Raw genomic sequence first — 15,406 nt, 5'->3', positions numbered from 1 at the left:
GGCCGGTCGGCGTCGAGGTCGTCGACACCCGCACGGTCGGCGCGGCGGACGACCGCCCCGCCGCCGCCGTCGCCGAGGGCGTGGCCGCCGCGAGCGCGACGTGGGTGTCGCCGCCCACCGCGGCCCACCTGCTCGCCGGGGGCCGCGGCCCGCAGGCCCTCGCCGCGGTCGCACAGCTCGCCCGGCCGCTGCTGGAGCTCGTCGACGGTCGGCTCACGCCCTCGGAGCGGGTCCGCAGCACCGGCCGGCTGCTCGAGCGGCTCGTCCAGCTCACCGACGCCCACCTCGCGGCCCTCGCCCGCGGCGAGGGACCGCTGGACGCCCGGCGCCTCGCGGGCCGCGGCCGCGCGGCGATGCTCGAGGCCGCCGACGCGGCCGGGGTGTCGCTCGCGGGCGCGGCGTGCGTCGTGCAGCACGTCGGGGCGCCCGAGGTCGCGGAGGCGCTCGCCGAGCGGCTGGTGGAGGTGACCGGCGGTGGTCGCGACGCCCCCGGGCTCGGGGCGGCCGCGTGGGCCGCGGCCGGTCCGGTCGGGGCGCGGTCGGGCGACGGCCCGCTCGTGCTCGTCCGCGAGCTCGGTCCCGTCCTCGCCTCCCACGTCGGGCCCGGCGCCGTCGGGGTGTCGGTCGTGCCGTGGGCGCGACGTCCCCACAGGCCCGGCTGAGCCGCACCGTCCCCAGCCTGCGTCCGGGCCTGCTCGGGCGGGACCTCTTGCTCCCTAGCGTCGCGGGATGGACACGCAGGCGACCGACCCCTTCGAGCGGGTCCAGCGGGTGGTGGGCCGGCGCGGGGCGGAGCCAGCCGGGTCGCGGCCCGAGGCCGGTGCCGGGGACGACCCGGCGGTCGAGCCGGTCCGCCCACGCGTTCGCGAGGCCACCCGGTGGCGCGTCGGCGGGCTGCCCGTCGGGGTCGTCGCCGTCGGCGTGCTCGTGGCGGGCGTCGTCGTCGCGGGGCTGGCTCTCGGCCGGAGCGGGCCGGAGGGGTACGTCGTCGGCCCGGGCGGCGTCGCGACCGCCCCCGTGACCGCCCCCGTGACCGCCGTGGGTGCGCTGCCCGTGCCCGGTGCCTCGGCCGCGCCCGCTCCGGGCGCCGTGGCGGCACCGGCTCCCGTGCCGAGCGCGGGAGCGGGCGCCGCTGCGCCGCCACCCGCGGCGTCGAAGTCGACCGCCGCGGTGACGTCCCCCCCGACCCCGGCGCCCGTCCTCCTCGTCCACGTCGACGGTGCCGTCGAGCACCCCGGCGTCGTGCGGCTGCTGCCCGGGGACCGGGTGTCCGACGCCGTCGAGGCCGCCGGGGGCGTGCTCCCCGAGGCCGACACGCGGCTCGTCAACCTCGCCCGGCCCGTGGTCGACGGCGAGCTCGTCGTCGTGCCGGCCGAGGGGGAGCAGGCCGTGCCGGTGCCGGGCCCTGGCGACCCGCCCGCCACCGCGGGGCCCCAGCCGCCACCCGGCGGGACGGACCCGGGCGGCCTGGTGTCCCTCAACACCGCCGACGCGACGGCCCTGCAGGAGCTGCCGGGCATCGGGCCGGTGCTCGCCGGGCGGATCGTCGCGTGGCGGGACGAGGTGGGGCCGTTCACCAGCGTCGAGGAGCTGACGTCGGTCTCCGGGATCGGGCCCGCCGTCCTCGAGCAGGTCCGCGACCTCGTGACCGTGTGAGCACCGCGGCCGGCACCGTCCACGACGTGCGGCTGGTGCCGGTGGCGGCGGGGGCGTGGGCGGTCGCGTGGTGGGCGACGGGGTCGTCGTCGACGGCGGTCTCGGTCGTCGCCGTGGGGGCGGTCGGCGTCGCCGTGGTGCTCGTGGTCGCGGTGCTGGTGGTCCGTCGCCGTGCGGCGCGGGTCGCGGCCGTGCTCCTCACGCTCGCGGCGACGGCCGCACTGGCGGGGACGGTGGCAGCCGTCGCCGCGCACGGGCTCGCGCGGCGCGAGGCGCCGGCGGTCACGGCGCTCACGACCGGTGGGCAGGCCGGGGTGGTTCTGCGGGTCCGAGGGGACCCGGTCGCCGTGGCCGGGCCGGTGTGGCGGCAGGGGCAGGTGCGCGTGCGGGCCGTGCTCGAACAGGTCGACGGGGCGCCGGTGGCGGGCGTGCCGGTGAGCGTGACCGGAGCGGAGGGCTGGGACGCCGTCCGCTGGGGGCAGCGCGTCCGGACGGTCGTCTCCGGTGACCCGGCGCCGCCCGGTGCGCCGGTCGCCGTGCTCGCCGACGCCACCGGCCCGCCCGACCTCGTGCACCAGGCCGCATGGCCGTGGCGGGCCGCGGAGGACGTGCGCGCAGGCCTCGTCACCGCGGCGCACGCCGACGGCGACTCCGACGGGGCCGGCCTGCTGCCCGGGCTCGTCGTCGGCGACACCAGCCGGCTCGAGCCGGACCTCGTGGAGGACATGCGGACCGCCGGCCTCACCCACCTCACTGCGGTGTCCGGGTCCAACGTGACGATCGTGTGCGGCGGCACCCTGCTGCTCGCGGTCGTCCTCGGTGCGGGGAAGCGCACCGGGGCGGTGCTCGCGGCCGGCGTGCTCGTCGGGCTCGTCGTGGTCGCCCGGCCCGACCCGAGCGTCCTGCGGGCGGCGGTCATGGGCGTCGTCGGTCTGCTGGGCCTGCTGCTCGGCCGCCGGGGCGGTGGCCTGGCGGCGCTCGCGGTCGCGGTCGCCACGGTCGTCGTCGCCGACCCCTGGCTCGCCCGTGCGCCCGGCTTCCGGCTCAGCGTCGTCGCGACCGGCGCCCTCGTCGTCGCGGCCGGACCCGTGGCGCGCGTGCTCGGGCGCAGCCTGCCCCGCGGTCCCGCCGTCGCCGTCGCGGTGCCGGCCGTCGCGCAGGTGTCCGTCACCCCGCTCCTGCTCGGCCTGGAACCGGTCGTGCCGCTGTACGCCCTGCCCGCCAACGTCCTCGTCGCCCCCGCCGTCGCGCCGGCCACCGTGCTCGGGGTGCTGGCGGCCCTGGCGTCCGCCGTGCACCCGGCGCCCGCGGCCCTGCTCGCGGTGCCCGCGCGCTGGTCCGCCGCGTGGGTCGCGGGGACGGCGCGCACGGTGGCCGACCTGCCCTCCGCGGCGCTGCCGTGGCCCGCCGGCCCGGGCGGCGCCGTCCTCGGCGGGGTGGTGGTCGCGGCCGCCTGCGGGGCCGGCGTCGGTGTGGCGCGGCTGCTGCCCGACCGGCGACCGCCCCGCGACGGGTGGGCGCCGTGGCCCGCACGCGGTCCTGCGCTGCGCGGGGCAGTCGCCCTCGTGCTCGGCGTGGTGCTGCTGGTCCCCGGGCTGCCTGGAGCGGGCCCGGTCGGCGGGGCGCTCGCGCGCGTCCTGCCCGCCGGGTCGGGGTGGCCGGGTGGCTCCGGGTGGCCGGGAGAGGGCTGGTCGGCCGTGGTGTGCGACGTGGGCCAGGGCGACAGCCTGCTCGTGCGCGCCGGCCCGGCGTCCGCCGTCGTCGTCGACGCCGGCCCCGACGCCGCCGGCGTCGACCGGTGCCTGCGCGCGGCCGGGGTCGAGCACGTGCCGCTGCTCGTCCTCACTCACCTGCACGCCGACCACGTCGGCGGGCTCGCCGGCCTCGGCCGCGGTCGACGCGTCGGCGAGGTGTGGGCCCCTGTCGTGGGACAGCCCCAGGACGCCCTCGCCGACCTGCGGGCGTGGGCGGAGGCCGCCGGGGCGCCGCTTCGCACCCCGGCCGCGGGGACGACGTGGTCCGGCGGCGGCACGGGTGTCGACGTCCTCGCCCCGGCCGGCACCACACCGTCCGCGACCACCCCGACCGGTGAGGCGGCCGCGGGCAGGGAGGGCACGTCGCAGGACGTCAACGACGCCGGTCTCGTCGTCCGGCTGCGTGCCCGTGACGGGCTGCGGGTCCTCGCGGTCGGCGACCTCGGCGCGCGGGCGCAGGAGCGGCTGCTGCGCTCCGGCGCCGACGTCACGACCGACGTCACGACCGTGGCCCACCACGGGTCCGCCGACCAGCTGCCCGCGTTCTACCGGCGAGCCGGCGCCCGCGTGGCCGTCGCGTCGGCCGGACGCGACAACGACTACGGCCACCCGTCCCCGCGCGGTCTGGACGTCGTCGCCTCGGCCGGCAGCCACGTCCTCGCCACCCCGACGGCGGGTGCCGTCGCCGTGCGCCTCGCCGCGCCGGGACGGGTCGCGGTCCGCACCGCCCGCCGGCCCGCCGCGCCGCCCGGCCGGCGACGGCGGGGTCCGACGGGCGTGCCAGCATGAGCCGCGTGCCCCGTCCCGCCCGGTCCCGCGGCCGTGCGGCCGCCCCGAGCGGTCCCGGCCCGTTCGACGTCGAACCCGCCCCCGTCGTCCTGCTCGTCGGCAGCGAGACCGCGCTGGCCGACGCGGCCTGGCGGCGCCTCCTCGCCACCGCGCGCGAGGCCGACCCCGACGTCGAGCGGCACGAGCTCGGCCCGTCCGGGCACTCCCCGGGCGACGTGAGCGCCGCCGTCGCGCCGTCGCTGTTCGGAGGGCGGCGCCTCGTCGTGCTCTCCGGGCTCGAGGCCGCCGCGGGCCCGTACTCCGACGAGGTGACCGCGGTCGCGGCGGAGCTCGCGGCCGTCCCCGACCCCGACCTCGTCGTGGTCGGCCGCCACGTGGGCGGCAACGGCGGCAAGCAGGTGCTCGCGGCGCTGGAGAAGGTGCCCGGTGCGGTCCGGGTCTCCTGCGCGCCCGTCACCGCGGAGCGCGACCGGGCCGACCTCGTCGTGCGGCGGCTGCGTGCCGCGGGTCGCCGCGCCGAGCCGGACGCCGTCGACCTGCTCGTGGAGTCCGTCGGCGGGGACCTCGCGGAGCTGCTCGCCGTGACCGGCCAGCTCGCGGACACCGTCCCCGAGGGTGCCGTCGCCGTCGACGACGTCCGCGCGCTCGTCGGCGGGCGGCGGGAGGCCCGCGGCTTCGACATCGCGGACGCGTGCGTCGCGGGGGAGGCGGGCCGGGCGCTGTCGCTGCTGCGCCACGCCCTCGCCCAGCGCGTCGAGCCCGTCCTCGTCGTCGGCGCGCTGGCCAGCAAGCTGCGCGCCATGGCCCGCGTCGCGGGAGCGGGCCGGGGCCCCGCGGCGGCGCTCGCGCGCGAGCTGTCGATGGCGCCGTGGCAGGTGGACCGCGCGCGGCGGGACCTGCAGGGCTGGCACCCCGACGGCCTGCGCCGCGCCGTCGTCGCGGTCGCCGACGCCGACGCCGCCGTCAAGGGGGAGGTGCCGGGCGTCGCCGCGGCCTACGCGCTGGAGCGCGCCGTCGTCGCCGTCACGGACGCCCGCGGCCGCTGACGGCCGCCTCCCGCGCCCTGCACCCGGGGACGACGGAGCCCCCGGCACCGGGAGGTGCGCGGGGGCTCGCGGTGCGCGGCGGCGCCGCGCGGGTGCGTCAGACGGACGCGGCGCGGGTCGCCATCGCCGACTTGCGGTTGGCGGCCTGGTTCTTGTGGATGACGCCCTTGGAGGCGGCCTTGTCCAGCCCGCGGGACGCCCGACGGAGGGCCGTCTGGGTGGCGTCCTTGTCACCCGACGCGGCGGCCTCGCGGAACTGGCGCACGAGGGTGCGCAGCTCGGACTTGACGGCCTTGTTGCGAAGGCGCGCCTTCTCGTTCTGGGTGTTCCGCTTGATCTGGGACTTGATGTTCGCCACGCGTGCTCTCTCCGTGCTCGTCAGGTGGGTGCGTCGTCGACGGCGCGACGCCTGGTGCCTCGGGGCAGGTGCACCGCCCAAGACCAACCGCCGAGGGTACGCCACGGGACCGGCCCGGTGGTAATCCGCAGAGGCGCCACTAGGGTCGGGCGCATGCAGGAGGCGAGCCCGGACACGACCGCACCGGCGCCCGCGGCCCCGACCTCCGACGAGGGCGACGTCTTCGCGGGGTACCTGGACAAGCGGACCGCCGGCCCGGCGTGGGACGAGGTGCTCGCCCCGCACGGGGTGCGCCCGGCCGCCCGGGCCGTCCACCGCGCCGTGTCCGCCCTCAGCGTCGACGAGCTGCGTGCCCGCTCCGACGCCCTCGCCTCGACGTTCCTCGACCGCGGCGTCACCTTCGACTTCGCCGGCGAGGAGCGGCCGTTCCCCATCGACGTCGTGCCGCGCGTCATCGCCGCGCACGAGTGGGCGCAGGTCGAGCGGGGCGTCAAGCAGCGCGTGCAGGTGCTCGAGCGCTTCCTCGCCGACGTCTACGGGCCCATGAACGCCGTCTCGGACGGCGTGGTGCCGCGCTCCGTCGTCGTGTCGAGCTCGCACTTCCACCGCGAGGCGGCCGGCATCGAACCGGCCAACGGCGTGCGCGTGCACGTGTCCGGCATCGACCTCGTCCGCGACGAGCAGGGCCGCTTCCGCGTCCTCGAGGACAACGTCCGCGTGCCGAGCGGCGTCTCCTACGTGCTGGAGAACCGGCGCGCGATGACCCAGGTGCTGCCCGACCTGTTCGGCGCCTCCCGGGTGCGGCCGGTGTCGGACTACCCCGAGCGGCTGCTCGCCGCGCTGCAGGCGGCCGCCCCGCCCGGGGTCGACGACCCGACGGTCGTCGTCCTCACCCCCGGCGTCTACAACAGCGCCTACTTCGAGCACGCGCTGCTCGCCCGGTCCATGGGCGTGGAGCTCGTCGAGGGCCGCGACCTCGTGTGCTCGGGCAACCGCGTCCGCATGCTCACCACGTCCGGCGAGCGCCGGGTCGACGTCGTCTACCGCCGCGTCGACGACGAGTACCTCGACCCGGTGCAGTTCCGCCGCGACTCCGTCCTCGGCTGCGCGGGCCTGCTCAACGCCGCGCGGGCCGGCTCGGTGACGATCGCCAACGCCGTCGGGAACGGCGTCGCCGACGACAAGCTGCTCTACACGTACCTGCCCGACCTCACCCGGTACTACCTCGGCGAGGACCCGGTTCTCGACAACGTCGACACGTGGCGCTGCGACGACCCCGCGCACCTGGAGGAGGTCCTCGACCGCCTCGACGAGCTCGTCGTCAAGCCCGTCGACGGCTCCGGCGGCAAGGGCATCGTCATCGGCCCGCAGGCGACCACGACGCAGCTGGACGCCATGCGCGAGCGGCTCAGCTCCGACCCGCGGGGCTGGATCGCGCAGCCGGTGGTGTCGCTGTCCACCGTCCCCACCCTCGTGGGCGACGAGCTCGCCCCACGCCACGTCGACCTGCGGCCGTTCGCCGTCAACGACGGCGAGGACGTGTGGGTCCTGCCGGGCGGCCTCACCCGGGTGGCGCTGGGGGAGGCGACCCTCGTCGTGAACTCCAGCCAGGGCGGCGGCTCGAAGGACACGTGGGTGCTGTCGGACCGCACGGACCGTACCGACCGCATCGCCGAGCGCGGCGCGGCCGCGGAGCTGCCCGAGCGCGGCACGACCGAGCTGGAGCTCGTGCGATCCGCACCCCCCGACAGCGGCCCGGCCGGCGACGACCAGGGCCGGCAGGCCGAGCAGCAGCAGCAGGTGAGGAGGCCGACGTGCTGAGCCGGATCGCGGAGTCCCTGTTCTGGATCGGCCGCTACGTGGAGCGCGCCGACGACACCGCCCGCATCGTCGACGTGCAGGTCCAGCGCATCCTCGAGGACCCGTGGCTCGACGAGGCGGAGGCGTGCGCGTCGCTGCTGGCCGTCATGGGCGCCCCCGCGGGGGACGGTCCCGTGGACCGCCGGCGCCTGCTCGACACCCTCGCCTACGACCCGGTCGGTGCGGCGAGCATCGCCGGGGCGCTCGCCGCGGCCCGCGAGAACGCGCGCCGCGCCCGCGAGGTCGTCTCCAGCGAGATGTGGGAGGCGCTCAACACGACGTACTACGCCATACCGACGCGGGTGCGCGCGGCCTCGGCGCACCGGTTCGCCGCGTGGGTCCGCGAGCGCGCGGCGGTCGTCACCGGGATCGCCGACACCACGATGAGCCGCGACGCCGGGTACCAGTTCCTCGTGCTCGGGCGCAGCCTCGAGCGCGCCGACATGACCGCCCGGCTGCTCGCGACCACGGTGCTGGAGGGCGGGCCGGGCTGGCAGACGGTGCTGCACGGCTGCGGGGCCTACGAGGCCTTCCTGCGCACCTACCGCGGCGGGCGCCCGGGTGCCCGCTCCGACGCCCACGCCGCGGAGTTCCTGCTGCTGGACCGGTTGTTCCCGCGCTCGGTCGTGCACGCGCTCGCCACCGCGGAGCGCTGCCTGGAGGACCTCGACCCGGACGCCGGGCGCGTGGGGTACACCGACGAGGCCCGTCGCACCCTGGCCGCGACCCGCAGCTCGCTGGAGTTCCGCTCGCCCGACGAGCTGCTGACCGACCTCGCCGTGGAGATGAAGCGGGTGCAGAAGGCGGCCTCGCAGGTGTCCGACGCCGTCAGCCGGCGCTACTTCCTCGTGGGCACCGGCACGGCCTGGACCGCGGAGGCGATGTGACGACGACCCCCGACGGGACGGACGAGCAGACCCAGGGCCGGACCCAGGGGCAGGGCCGGACGCAGGGCCAGGGGCAGGGCCGGGCACAGGTCCAGGTGCAGCCGCCCAGGCCGAGGGAGACCGGCGTGAGCCGGCTGCGCGTCGTGCACTCGACCGCGATCGAGTACGCCTCGCCGGTCCGGACGTCGTACAACGAGGTGCGCCAGACCCCGGCCTCGCTGCCCGGCCAGCACGTGCTGGAGGCGCGGGTCGAGGTGTCGCCGCGGGCGGCCGCCTCGCGCTACACCGACTACTGGGGCACGCAGGTCGTCGCCTTCGACACGCAGCTGCCGCACACGCGACTGGACGTCGTCACCTCGAGCCTGGTCGAGGTCGAGGTGCCCGCCGCCGGGCCCGAGCCCGGGCGCGCCTCGTGGGAGGACCTCGCGGCACCGGACCTGCGGGACCGCTTCGTGGAGTGGCTCGCGCCGCGACCGGTGACGGTGCCCGGTCCGGACCTGCTCGCCCGCAGCCAGGAGGTGGCCGGCGACCTGCCGCCGCACGAGGCCGCCCTCGCCGTCTGCTCGTGGCTCGGCCAGCACCTGCAGTACGTGCCGGGCTCGACCGGGGTCCACACCTCCGCCGCCCAGGCGTGGGAGGAGGGGCGCGGCGTCTGCCAGGACTTCGTCCACGTCGGCCTCGGGGCGCTGCGCGCGATGGGCGTGCCCGCCCGGTACGTCTCGGGCTACCTGCACCCGGACCGCAGCGCGCCGCTCGGGCAGGCCGTCACCGGGCAGAGCCACGCGTGGCTGGAGTGGTGGGCGGGGGAGTGGACGGCGTTCGACCCGACGAACAACCGCCCGGCGGGGCTCGACCACGTGGTCGTCGCGACCGGCCGCGACTACGGCGACGTGTCGCCGCTGCGCGGCATCATCTCCGGCGGGTCCGGGTCGCGGCTGTCGGTGACGGTGGAGATCACGCGCCTGCGGTGATCCGCGCGGACGGCCGGGCGGAGCGTGGGAAACTGGACGCGCCCACGCCCGCACGACGAGACGCCCGGAGCAGGTAGGTCGAGTGCCCCCCATCCCCGCCGAGCCGCTGCCCGTGGCGGCCACGCCGCCCTCGCAGCTGCGCAACTTCTGCATCATCGCCCACATCGACCACGGCAAGTCGACGCTGGCCGACCGCATGCTGCAGCTCACCGGGGTCGTGCAGGCCCGGCAGGCCCGCGCGCAGTACCTCGACCGCATGGACATCGAGCGCGAACGCGGCATCACGATCAAGAGCCAGGCCGTCCGCATGCCGTGGCAGGTCGGTGACGCCGCCTACGCCCTCAACATGATCGACACGCCGGGCCACGTCGACTTCTCCTACGAGGTCTCGCGCTCCCTCGCCGCGTGCGAGGGCGCCGTGCTCCTCGTCGACGCCGCGCAGGGCATCGAGGCGCAGACCCTCGCCAACCTCTACATGGCGATGGAGAACGACCTCGAGATCGTCCCCGTCCTCAACAAGATCGACCTGCCGGCCGCCCTGCCGGACAAGTACGCCGAGGAGATCGGCGGGCTCGTCGGCATCGACCCCGACGACGTGCTCCGCGTCTCGGGCAAGACCGGTGAGGGCGTCGAGGCCCTGCTCGACCGCATCGTCGACGTCGTGCCCGCACCCGTCGGCGACGTCGACGCGCCGGCCCGGGCGATGATCTTCGACTCGGTCTACGACACCTACCGCGGCGTCGTCACGTACGTGCGCGTCGTCGACGGCCGCCTCAGCCCGCGCGAGCGCATCCAGATGATGTCGACCCGCGCGACGCACGACCTGCTCGAGATCGGCGTCATCTCGCCCGAGCCGCTGCCGAGCGAGGGCCTCGGCGTCGGCGAGGTCGGCTACCTCATCACCGGCGTGAAGGACGTCCGCCAGTCGAAGGTCGGCGACACCGTCACCAGCGCGTCGGCCGGCGCGGTCGACGCCCTCGGCGGCTACGAGGACCCCAAGCCCATGGTGTTCTCGGGGCTGTACCCGATCGACGGGGGCGACTACCCGGACCTGCGTGACGCCCTCGACAAGCTCAAGCTCAACGACGCCGCCCTCGTCTACGAGCCGGAGACCTCGGCGGCGCTCGGGTTCGGCTTCCGGATCGGCTTCCTCGGCCTGCTGCACCTCGAGATCGTGGCCGAGCGGCTGCGGCGCGAGTTCGACCTCGACCTCATCTCCACCGCCCCGAACGTCGTGTACCGGGTGCGCATGGAGGACGGCACGGAGCAGGTCGTCATGAACCCGAGCGAGTTCCCCGCGGGCAAGATCGCCGAGATCGTCGAGCCGGTCATCAAGGCGACGATCATCGCCCCGAGCGAGTACATCGGGACGATCATGGAGCTGTGCCAGTCACGGCGCGGCACCCTGCTCGGCATGGACTACCTGTCCGAGGACCGCGTGGAGATGCGCTACACGCTGCCGCTCGCGGAGATCGTCTTCGACTTCTTCGACGCGCTTAAGTCCCGCACGCGCGGCTACGCCTCCCTCGACTACGACCTCGCCGGGGAGCAGGACGCCGACCTCGTCAAGGTCGACGTGCTCCTGCAGGGCGAGGTCGTCGACGCGTTCTCCGCGATCGTCCACCGCGACAAGGCGTACGCCTACGGCGTGAAGATGACGGAGCGGCTCAAGGAGCTCATCCCGCGCCAGCAGTACGAGGTCCCGATCCAGGCCGCGATCGGCTCGCGCGTCATCGCGCGCGAGACGATCCGCGCGATCCGCAAGGACGTGCTCGCCAAGTGCTACGGCGGCGACATCAGCCGCAAGCGCAAGCTGCTGGAGAAGCAGAAGGAGGGCAAGAAGCGCATGAAGATGGTGGGCAGGGTCGAGGTCCCCCAGGAGGCCTTCATCGCCGCCCTGTCCTCCGAGGTGGGGGACAAGGCCAAGGCCGAGGCGAAGCGGTGAGCGAGGTCCTCGGTGCGGCGGCACCGCCCGTCGCCGGCACGGCCGGGACGTCGAGCGCGACGGCCGCCGGACTCGACCTCGTGCCGGCCGCGCGCCGCCCGGTGGAGCCGGACGCCGTCGGCGTGGTCGCGGCGGTGTGCCGCACGTGGGCGGTCGCACCCGACCACAAGGGCGAGCCGACCGGCATCGACAAGCGCGCGGTCGACGCGGTCGTCGTCGGCGCGGACGGCGTCCTCGACGACCGGGTCCTCGACACGCGCCACCACGGCGGCCGCGACAAGGCCGTGTACGCCTACGCCGCCGAGGACGCCGAGTGGTGGGCGGAGCGGCTCGGCCGCGACGACGTCGCCGCGGGCTGGTTCGGGGAGAACCTGCTGCTGCGCGGCGTCGACGTGTCCGCGGCGCGCGTGGGGGAGCGGTGGCGCCTCGGTCGCGACGTGGTCGTGGAGGTCACGCAGCCCCGCACCCCCTGCGCGACGTTCCAGCACCGCACGGGCGAGCGCGGCTGGCAGAAGCGGTTCCTCACCGCCGGGCGGCCGGGGGCGTACCTGCGGGTCCACGCGACCGGCACCGTGCGCGCCGGGGACCCGGTGGTCGTCGAGCACCGGCCCGCGCACGGGGTGGGGCTCGGGCGGTGGGTGACGCTGCAGGACCCGGCCGACGCCCGGGCGCTGCTGGCCGCGGGGCTCGAAATCGCGCCGTCGCTCCTCGCCCACGTCCGCGCCGCCGCCGGTCGCGGCTGAGGTCGCGTGCCGGGTCCCGCCCCCGAGGGCCTGCCGGCGCCGGACGACGGCTCCCTGCCGGCGCAGGTCCGTGACGGCGCCGAGCGGCGCCGCCTCGGTGTCTACGTGCACGTCCCGTTCTGCCGGGTCCGCTGCGGGTACTGCGACTTCACGACGTACACCGCCGATGAGCTCGGGCCGCAGGCCGCGGCGAGCCGGCGCGGCTACCCGGGCGGGGTCTCCGCCGAGCTCGACCTCGCGGTGCGGGTGCTCGACGGCGCCGGGCTGCCGCGTCGGGCGGTGTCGACGGTGTTCCTCGGCGGCGGCACGCCGACGCTGCTGCCGGCGGCCGACCTCGCCGGCGTGCTCGGGTCCGTCCGGGACCGGTTCGGGCTCGCCGCCGGCGCGGAGGTCACGACGGAGGCGAACCCGGACTCCGTCGACGCCGGGTACCTGGCCGCGCTCGCGGGGGCGGGGTTCACGCGCGTGTCGTTCGGGGTGCAGTCGGCCGTGCCGCACGTGCTCGCGACGCTGGACCGCACCCACGACCCGGCGCGGGTGCCGGAGGTCGTCGCGGCCGCCCGCGCGGCGGGGCTGCAGGTGAGCGTCGACCTCATCTACGGCACCCCGGGGGAGTCGCTCGCGGACTGGCGGCGCAGCCTCGAGGCCGCCGTCGCGCTCGAGCCGGACCACGTGTCCGCCTACGCGCTCGTCGTGGAGCAGGGCACCCGGCTCGCGGTGCAGGTCCGCCGCGGCGAGCTGGCGGCACCGGACGACGACGACCTCGCCGACAAGTACGAGCTGGCCGACGAGCTGCTCGGCGCGGCCGGGCTCGGCTGGTACGAGGTGAGCAACTGGGCGCGGACGCCGGCGGCCGCGTGCCGTCACAACCTCGGGTACTGGCGCGGCGACGACTGGTGGGGGGTCGGGCCGGGCGCCCACAGCCACGTCGGCGGCGTGCGCTGGTGGAACGTGCGGCACCCGGCCGCCTGGGCCGCCGCGGTCGAGGCCGGCCGCAGCCCCGCGCAGGGGCGTGAGGTGCTCGGCCCCGACGAGCGGGCCGTGGAGGACGTGCTGCTGCGCAGCCGGCTCGCCGAGGGCCTCCCGCTGGACCGGGTCCCGGCGGGGGCCCGCGACGCCGTCGACGGCCTCGCCGCCGACGGGCTGCTGGACGACGCAGCCGCCCGCGCCGGCCGGGTGGTCCCGACCCTGCGCGGGCGGCTGCTGTCGGACGTGGTGGCGCGCGCGCTCACCGGGTGAGCGCGCGAGGCGTCACTTCACGAACCGGATGGCGATGGGGTAGCGGTAGTTCTCGTGCCGGTTGGCCGCGAGCCCGGCGATGATGCCGAAGACGATCGCGACGATCCAGACGACCGGGATCAGCAGCAGCCCGATGCCGATGACGCTGAGAACCGAGGCGGCGACGTAGGCGATCGCGACCGTGATCTGGAAGTTGAGCGCCTCGGCGCCCTGCTGCTTGAGGTACGCGGAGCGGTCCTTGTAGACGAGGTAGACGATGAGGCCGGCCACGAAGCTGATGAGGATGCCGCCGATGTGGCCGAGCATCGCCCACGTCTTCTCGTCCTGCTGGGTGACGCCACCCGGCTGCTGCGGCTGGGCGTACCCGGGCTGGGAGTACCCGGGCGGCGGCTGCTGGTAGCCGGGCTGGGAGTACCCGGGCGGCGGCTGCTGGTAGCCGGGCTGGTACGAGCCGGGCTGCGGCTGCTGGTCGGCGGGCCGGGGGCCGGGCTCGGCCGGGGTGTTCGGGTCGCTCATGAGCGGGTGTCCTCCGGGTCAGGGTGGGAGACGTCGACGGTAGTCCTCCGAGCAGGTGGCCCGGGAGCCTGTCGTGATACCCGTCGCCCGCCCGGGCCGGTCGCCCGGAGCCGGCTCACCGGACGACCCGCAGCGTGAGCGGGTAGCGGTACCACTCGCCCCGGGCGGCGGCCACCGCCGCGACGACCGTGAGCACGACCCCGAGCACCGCGACCGCGAGCACCGCCACCACGAGCGCGGGCAGGAGCAGGCCGACGGTCAGCAGCGTGCCGAGGCCACCGACGACCGCGAGCCCGAGGGCGTACACCATGAGGGACAGCTGGAAGTTGAGGGCGTCGGTGAGGTGGTGGCGCACGAAGGGGCCGCGCTCGCGGAGCACGAGCCACAGCACGAGGGGGCCGAGCACGGGCAGGCCGACGAGGGAGCCGGCGAGCCACGACAGGTGCCCGACGGTCGACCACGTCGTCTCGTCGGCGGGCGTGAGGGGGGCGGGGCCGCGCCCGCCGGGGTAGGTGCCCGCCGCGGGCGCGGGGGCGTCGGACAGCGCGTTCGGGACCGGGGCGGCGGGCTGCTGCGTCATGCCGACGACGCTAGGCCTCGCCCGCGGGCGCGGCAGTGGTGCTGCCTGCAGAATCGGGCCTCGTGCGGCCCGGACGGCGGGCCACCGGAGGACAGGAGCAGCCCGTGGTCGTGGCGGTCACCGGAGGCAGCGGACGGCTCGGCGCGGCGGTGGTCGAGCACCTGCTCGGGGAGGGGACCGACGTCCTGCTCCTCGACCGGCAGGTCCCGGCCCCGCCTGCCCCCGGGGACCCGGAGCCTCCGCCGGAGCGGGGCCGCCTGCTCGCGGTGCGGACCGACCTCACCGACTACGGGCAGGTCGTCGGCGCCCTCGGCGCGGTCGACGACCGGCACGACGGCGTCGAGGCCGTGGTCCACCTCGCCGCGGTCCCGGCCCCCGGGCTCGTGCCGAACGCCGCGCTGTTCGCCAACAACGTCCCGAGCACCTTCAACGTCCTCGAGGCGGCCCGGGCCCTCGGGGTCCGTCGCGTCGTGTGGGCGAGCAGCGAGACCGTCCTCGGCCTGCCCTTCGACACCCCGCCGCCCTACGCCCCCGTCGACGAGGACTACGCGCCCCGTCCGGAGAGCACGTACAGCCTCGGCAAGGTGCTGGAGGAGGAGCTGGCGCGCCAGCACGCGCGCTGGCGCGCCGACGCGCGCTTCGTCGGGCTGCGCTTCTCCAACGTCACCACCCCGGCGGACTACCCCGGCTTCGAGGCGTGGCAGGACGACCCGGCGCGGCGGCGGTGGAACCTGTGGGGCTACATCGACGCCCGCGACGGCGCCCAGGCCGTCCGACGGGCGCTGTCGGTCCCCGACGACGCCGTGGACGGGGTCGAGGTGTGCGTCGTCGCCAACGCCGACACGGTCATGCGGACGCCGTCCGCGGAGCTCATGGCGCTGGAGTTCCCCGGCGTGCCGCTCACGCGGGAGCTGGGCGAGCACGAGACCCTGCTGTCGATCGACCGGGCCCGGCGCGTGCTCGGCTACGACCCGCAGCACTCCTGGCGCGACGCGCGCGCCTGAGCCCCGGTCCGCCCGGAGGGTTACGATTGGCAGTCGGACCCCGACAGTGCCAGCGACC

At 76.8% G+C, this 15,406-nt stretch carries 13 protein-coding genes and 1 pseudogene; 11 read left to right on the top strand and 3 right to left on the bottom strand.

Going from position 1 to position 15,406, the window contains the following annotated elements; genetic code table 11:
* The 4 genes and pseudogenes from WAA21_RS15010 to holA form a co-directional block, all read left to right on the top strand.
* A pseudogene (locus tag WAA21_RS15010) lies at positions 1 to 662 on the top strand (hypothetical protein); the annotation flags it as partial.
* 67 nt (positions 663 to 729) lie between these two features.
* On the top strand, positions 730 to 1,656 hold the full coding sequence (locus tag WAA21_RS15005) for a helix-hairpin-helix domain-containing protein (protein WP_336923636.1): 927 nt from the start codon (positions 730 to 732) through the stop codon (positions 1,654 to 1,656).
* Positions 1,653 to 4,199, top strand: coding sequence for a ComEC/Rec2 family competence protein (locus tag WAA21_RS15000; RefSeq protein WP_336923635.1), 2,547 nt, complete (start codon positions 1,653 to 1,655; stop codon positions 4,197 to 4,199). Before WAA21_RS15005 ends, WAA21_RS15000 begins: the two co-directional genes overlap by 4 nt.
* A gap of 5 nt (positions 4,200 to 4,204) precedes the next feature.
* Entirely contained in the window at positions 4,205 to 5,245 is a 1,041-nt protein-coding gene (holA, locus tag WAA21_RS14995; protein WP_336923634.1) for a DNA polymerase III subunit delta, read from the top strand.
* Between the two features lie 97 nt (positions 5,246 to 5,342).
* On the opposite strand, the gene rpsT is transcribed toward holA, so the two are convergent.
* A complete protein-coding gene (rpsT, locus tag WAA21_RS14990; RefSeq protein WP_336923633.1) occupies positions 5,343 to 5,603 on the bottom strand; it encodes a 30S ribosomal protein S20 in 261 nt (86 codons plus the stop codon).
* Positions 5,604 to 5,756: 153 nt separating this feature from the next.
* Here rpsT and WAA21_RS14985 point away from each other — a divergent pair, with 153 nt between their 5' ends.
* The 6 genes from WAA21_RS14985 to hemW all read left to right on the top strand — a co-directional run bounded on the left by WAA21_RS14985 (position 5,757) and on the right by hemW (position 13,248).
* Positions 5,757 to 7,424 (top strand): circularly permuted type 2 ATP-grasp protein, encoded by a 1,668-nt coding sequence (locus WAA21_RS14985; protein ID WP_336923632.1) that lies wholly within the window; start codon positions 5,757 to 5,759, stop codon positions 7,422 to 7,424.
* Entirely contained in the window at positions 7,418 to 8,350 is a 933-nt protein-coding gene (locus WAA21_RS14980; protein WP_336923631.1) for an alpha-E domain-containing protein, read from the top strand. The genes WAA21_RS14985 and WAA21_RS14980 overlap by 7 nt, the downstream gene beginning before the upstream one ends.
* Positions 8,351 to 8,475: 125 nt before the next feature.
* Positions 8,476 to 9,321 carry a transglutaminase family protein gene (locus tag WAA21_RS14975; RefSeq protein WP_336923630.1) on the top strand — a complete coding sequence of 282 codons (846 nt, stop codon included), beginning with the start codon at positions 8,476 to 8,478 and terminating at the stop codon, positions 9,319 to 9,321.
* An 82-nt stretch (positions 9,322 to 9,403) separates the two neighbouring features.
* Positions 9,404 to 11,266, top strand: a complete 1,863-nt coding sequence (gene lepA / locus WAA21_RS14970; RefSeq protein ID WP_336923629.1) for a translation elongation factor 4 — start codon at positions 9,404 to 9,406, stop codon at positions 11,264 to 11,266.
* Positions 11,263 to 12,009 carry an MOSC domain-containing protein gene (locus tag WAA21_RS14965; protein ID WP_336923628.1) on the top strand — a complete coding sequence of 249 codons (747 nt, stop codon included), beginning with the start codon at positions 11,263 to 11,265 and terminating at the stop codon, positions 12,007 to 12,009. The genes lepA and WAA21_RS14965 overlap by 4 nt, the downstream gene beginning before the upstream one ends.
* A gap of 6 nt (positions 12,010 to 12,015) precedes the next feature.
* Entirely contained in the window at positions 12,016 to 13,248 is a 1,233-nt protein-coding gene (gene hemW / locus WAA21_RS14960) for a radical SAM family heme chaperone HemW (RefSeq protein WP_336923627.1), read from the top strand.
* Positions 13,249 to 13,260: 12 nt separating this feature from the next.
* Here the strand turns inward: hemW and WAA21_RS14955 are convergent, their stop codons facing one another.
* Together WAA21_RS14955 and WAA21_RS14950 are read right to left on the bottom strand one after the other, a co-directional pair.
* On the bottom strand, positions 13,261 to 13,764 hold the full coding sequence (locus WAA21_RS14955; protein ID WP_336923626.1) for a DUF4870 domain-containing protein: 504 nt from the start codon (positions 13,762 to 13,764) through the stop codon (positions 13,261 to 13,263).
* 115 nt (positions 13,765 to 13,879) lie between these two features.
* Complete coding sequence (locus WAA21_RS14950; RefSeq protein WP_336923625.1) at positions 13,880 to 14,344, bottom strand: DUF4870 domain-containing protein; 465 nt, start codon at positions 14,342 to 14,344, stop codon at positions 13,880 to 13,882.
* 104 nt (positions 14,345 to 14,448) lie between these two features.
* On the opposite strand from WAA21_RS14950, the gene WAA21_RS14945 reads away from it, so the two are divergent.
* Entirely contained in the window at positions 14,449 to 15,348 is a 900-nt protein-coding gene (locus tag WAA21_RS14945; RefSeq protein WP_336923624.1) for an NAD-dependent epimerase/dehydratase family protein, read from the top strand.
* The last annotated feature ends 58 nt before the right edge of the window (positions 15,349 to 15,406 follow it).

It is taken from the genome of Aquipuribacter sp. SD81 (genome assembly GCF_037153975.1).
Classification (GTDB): domain Bacteria; phylum Actinomycetota; class Actinomycetes; order Actinomycetales; family JBBAYJ01; genus Aquipuribacter.
The sequence above is the reverse complement of the archived record's forward strand: the minus strand, read 5'-3'. Positions and strand labels throughout refer to the sequence as shown.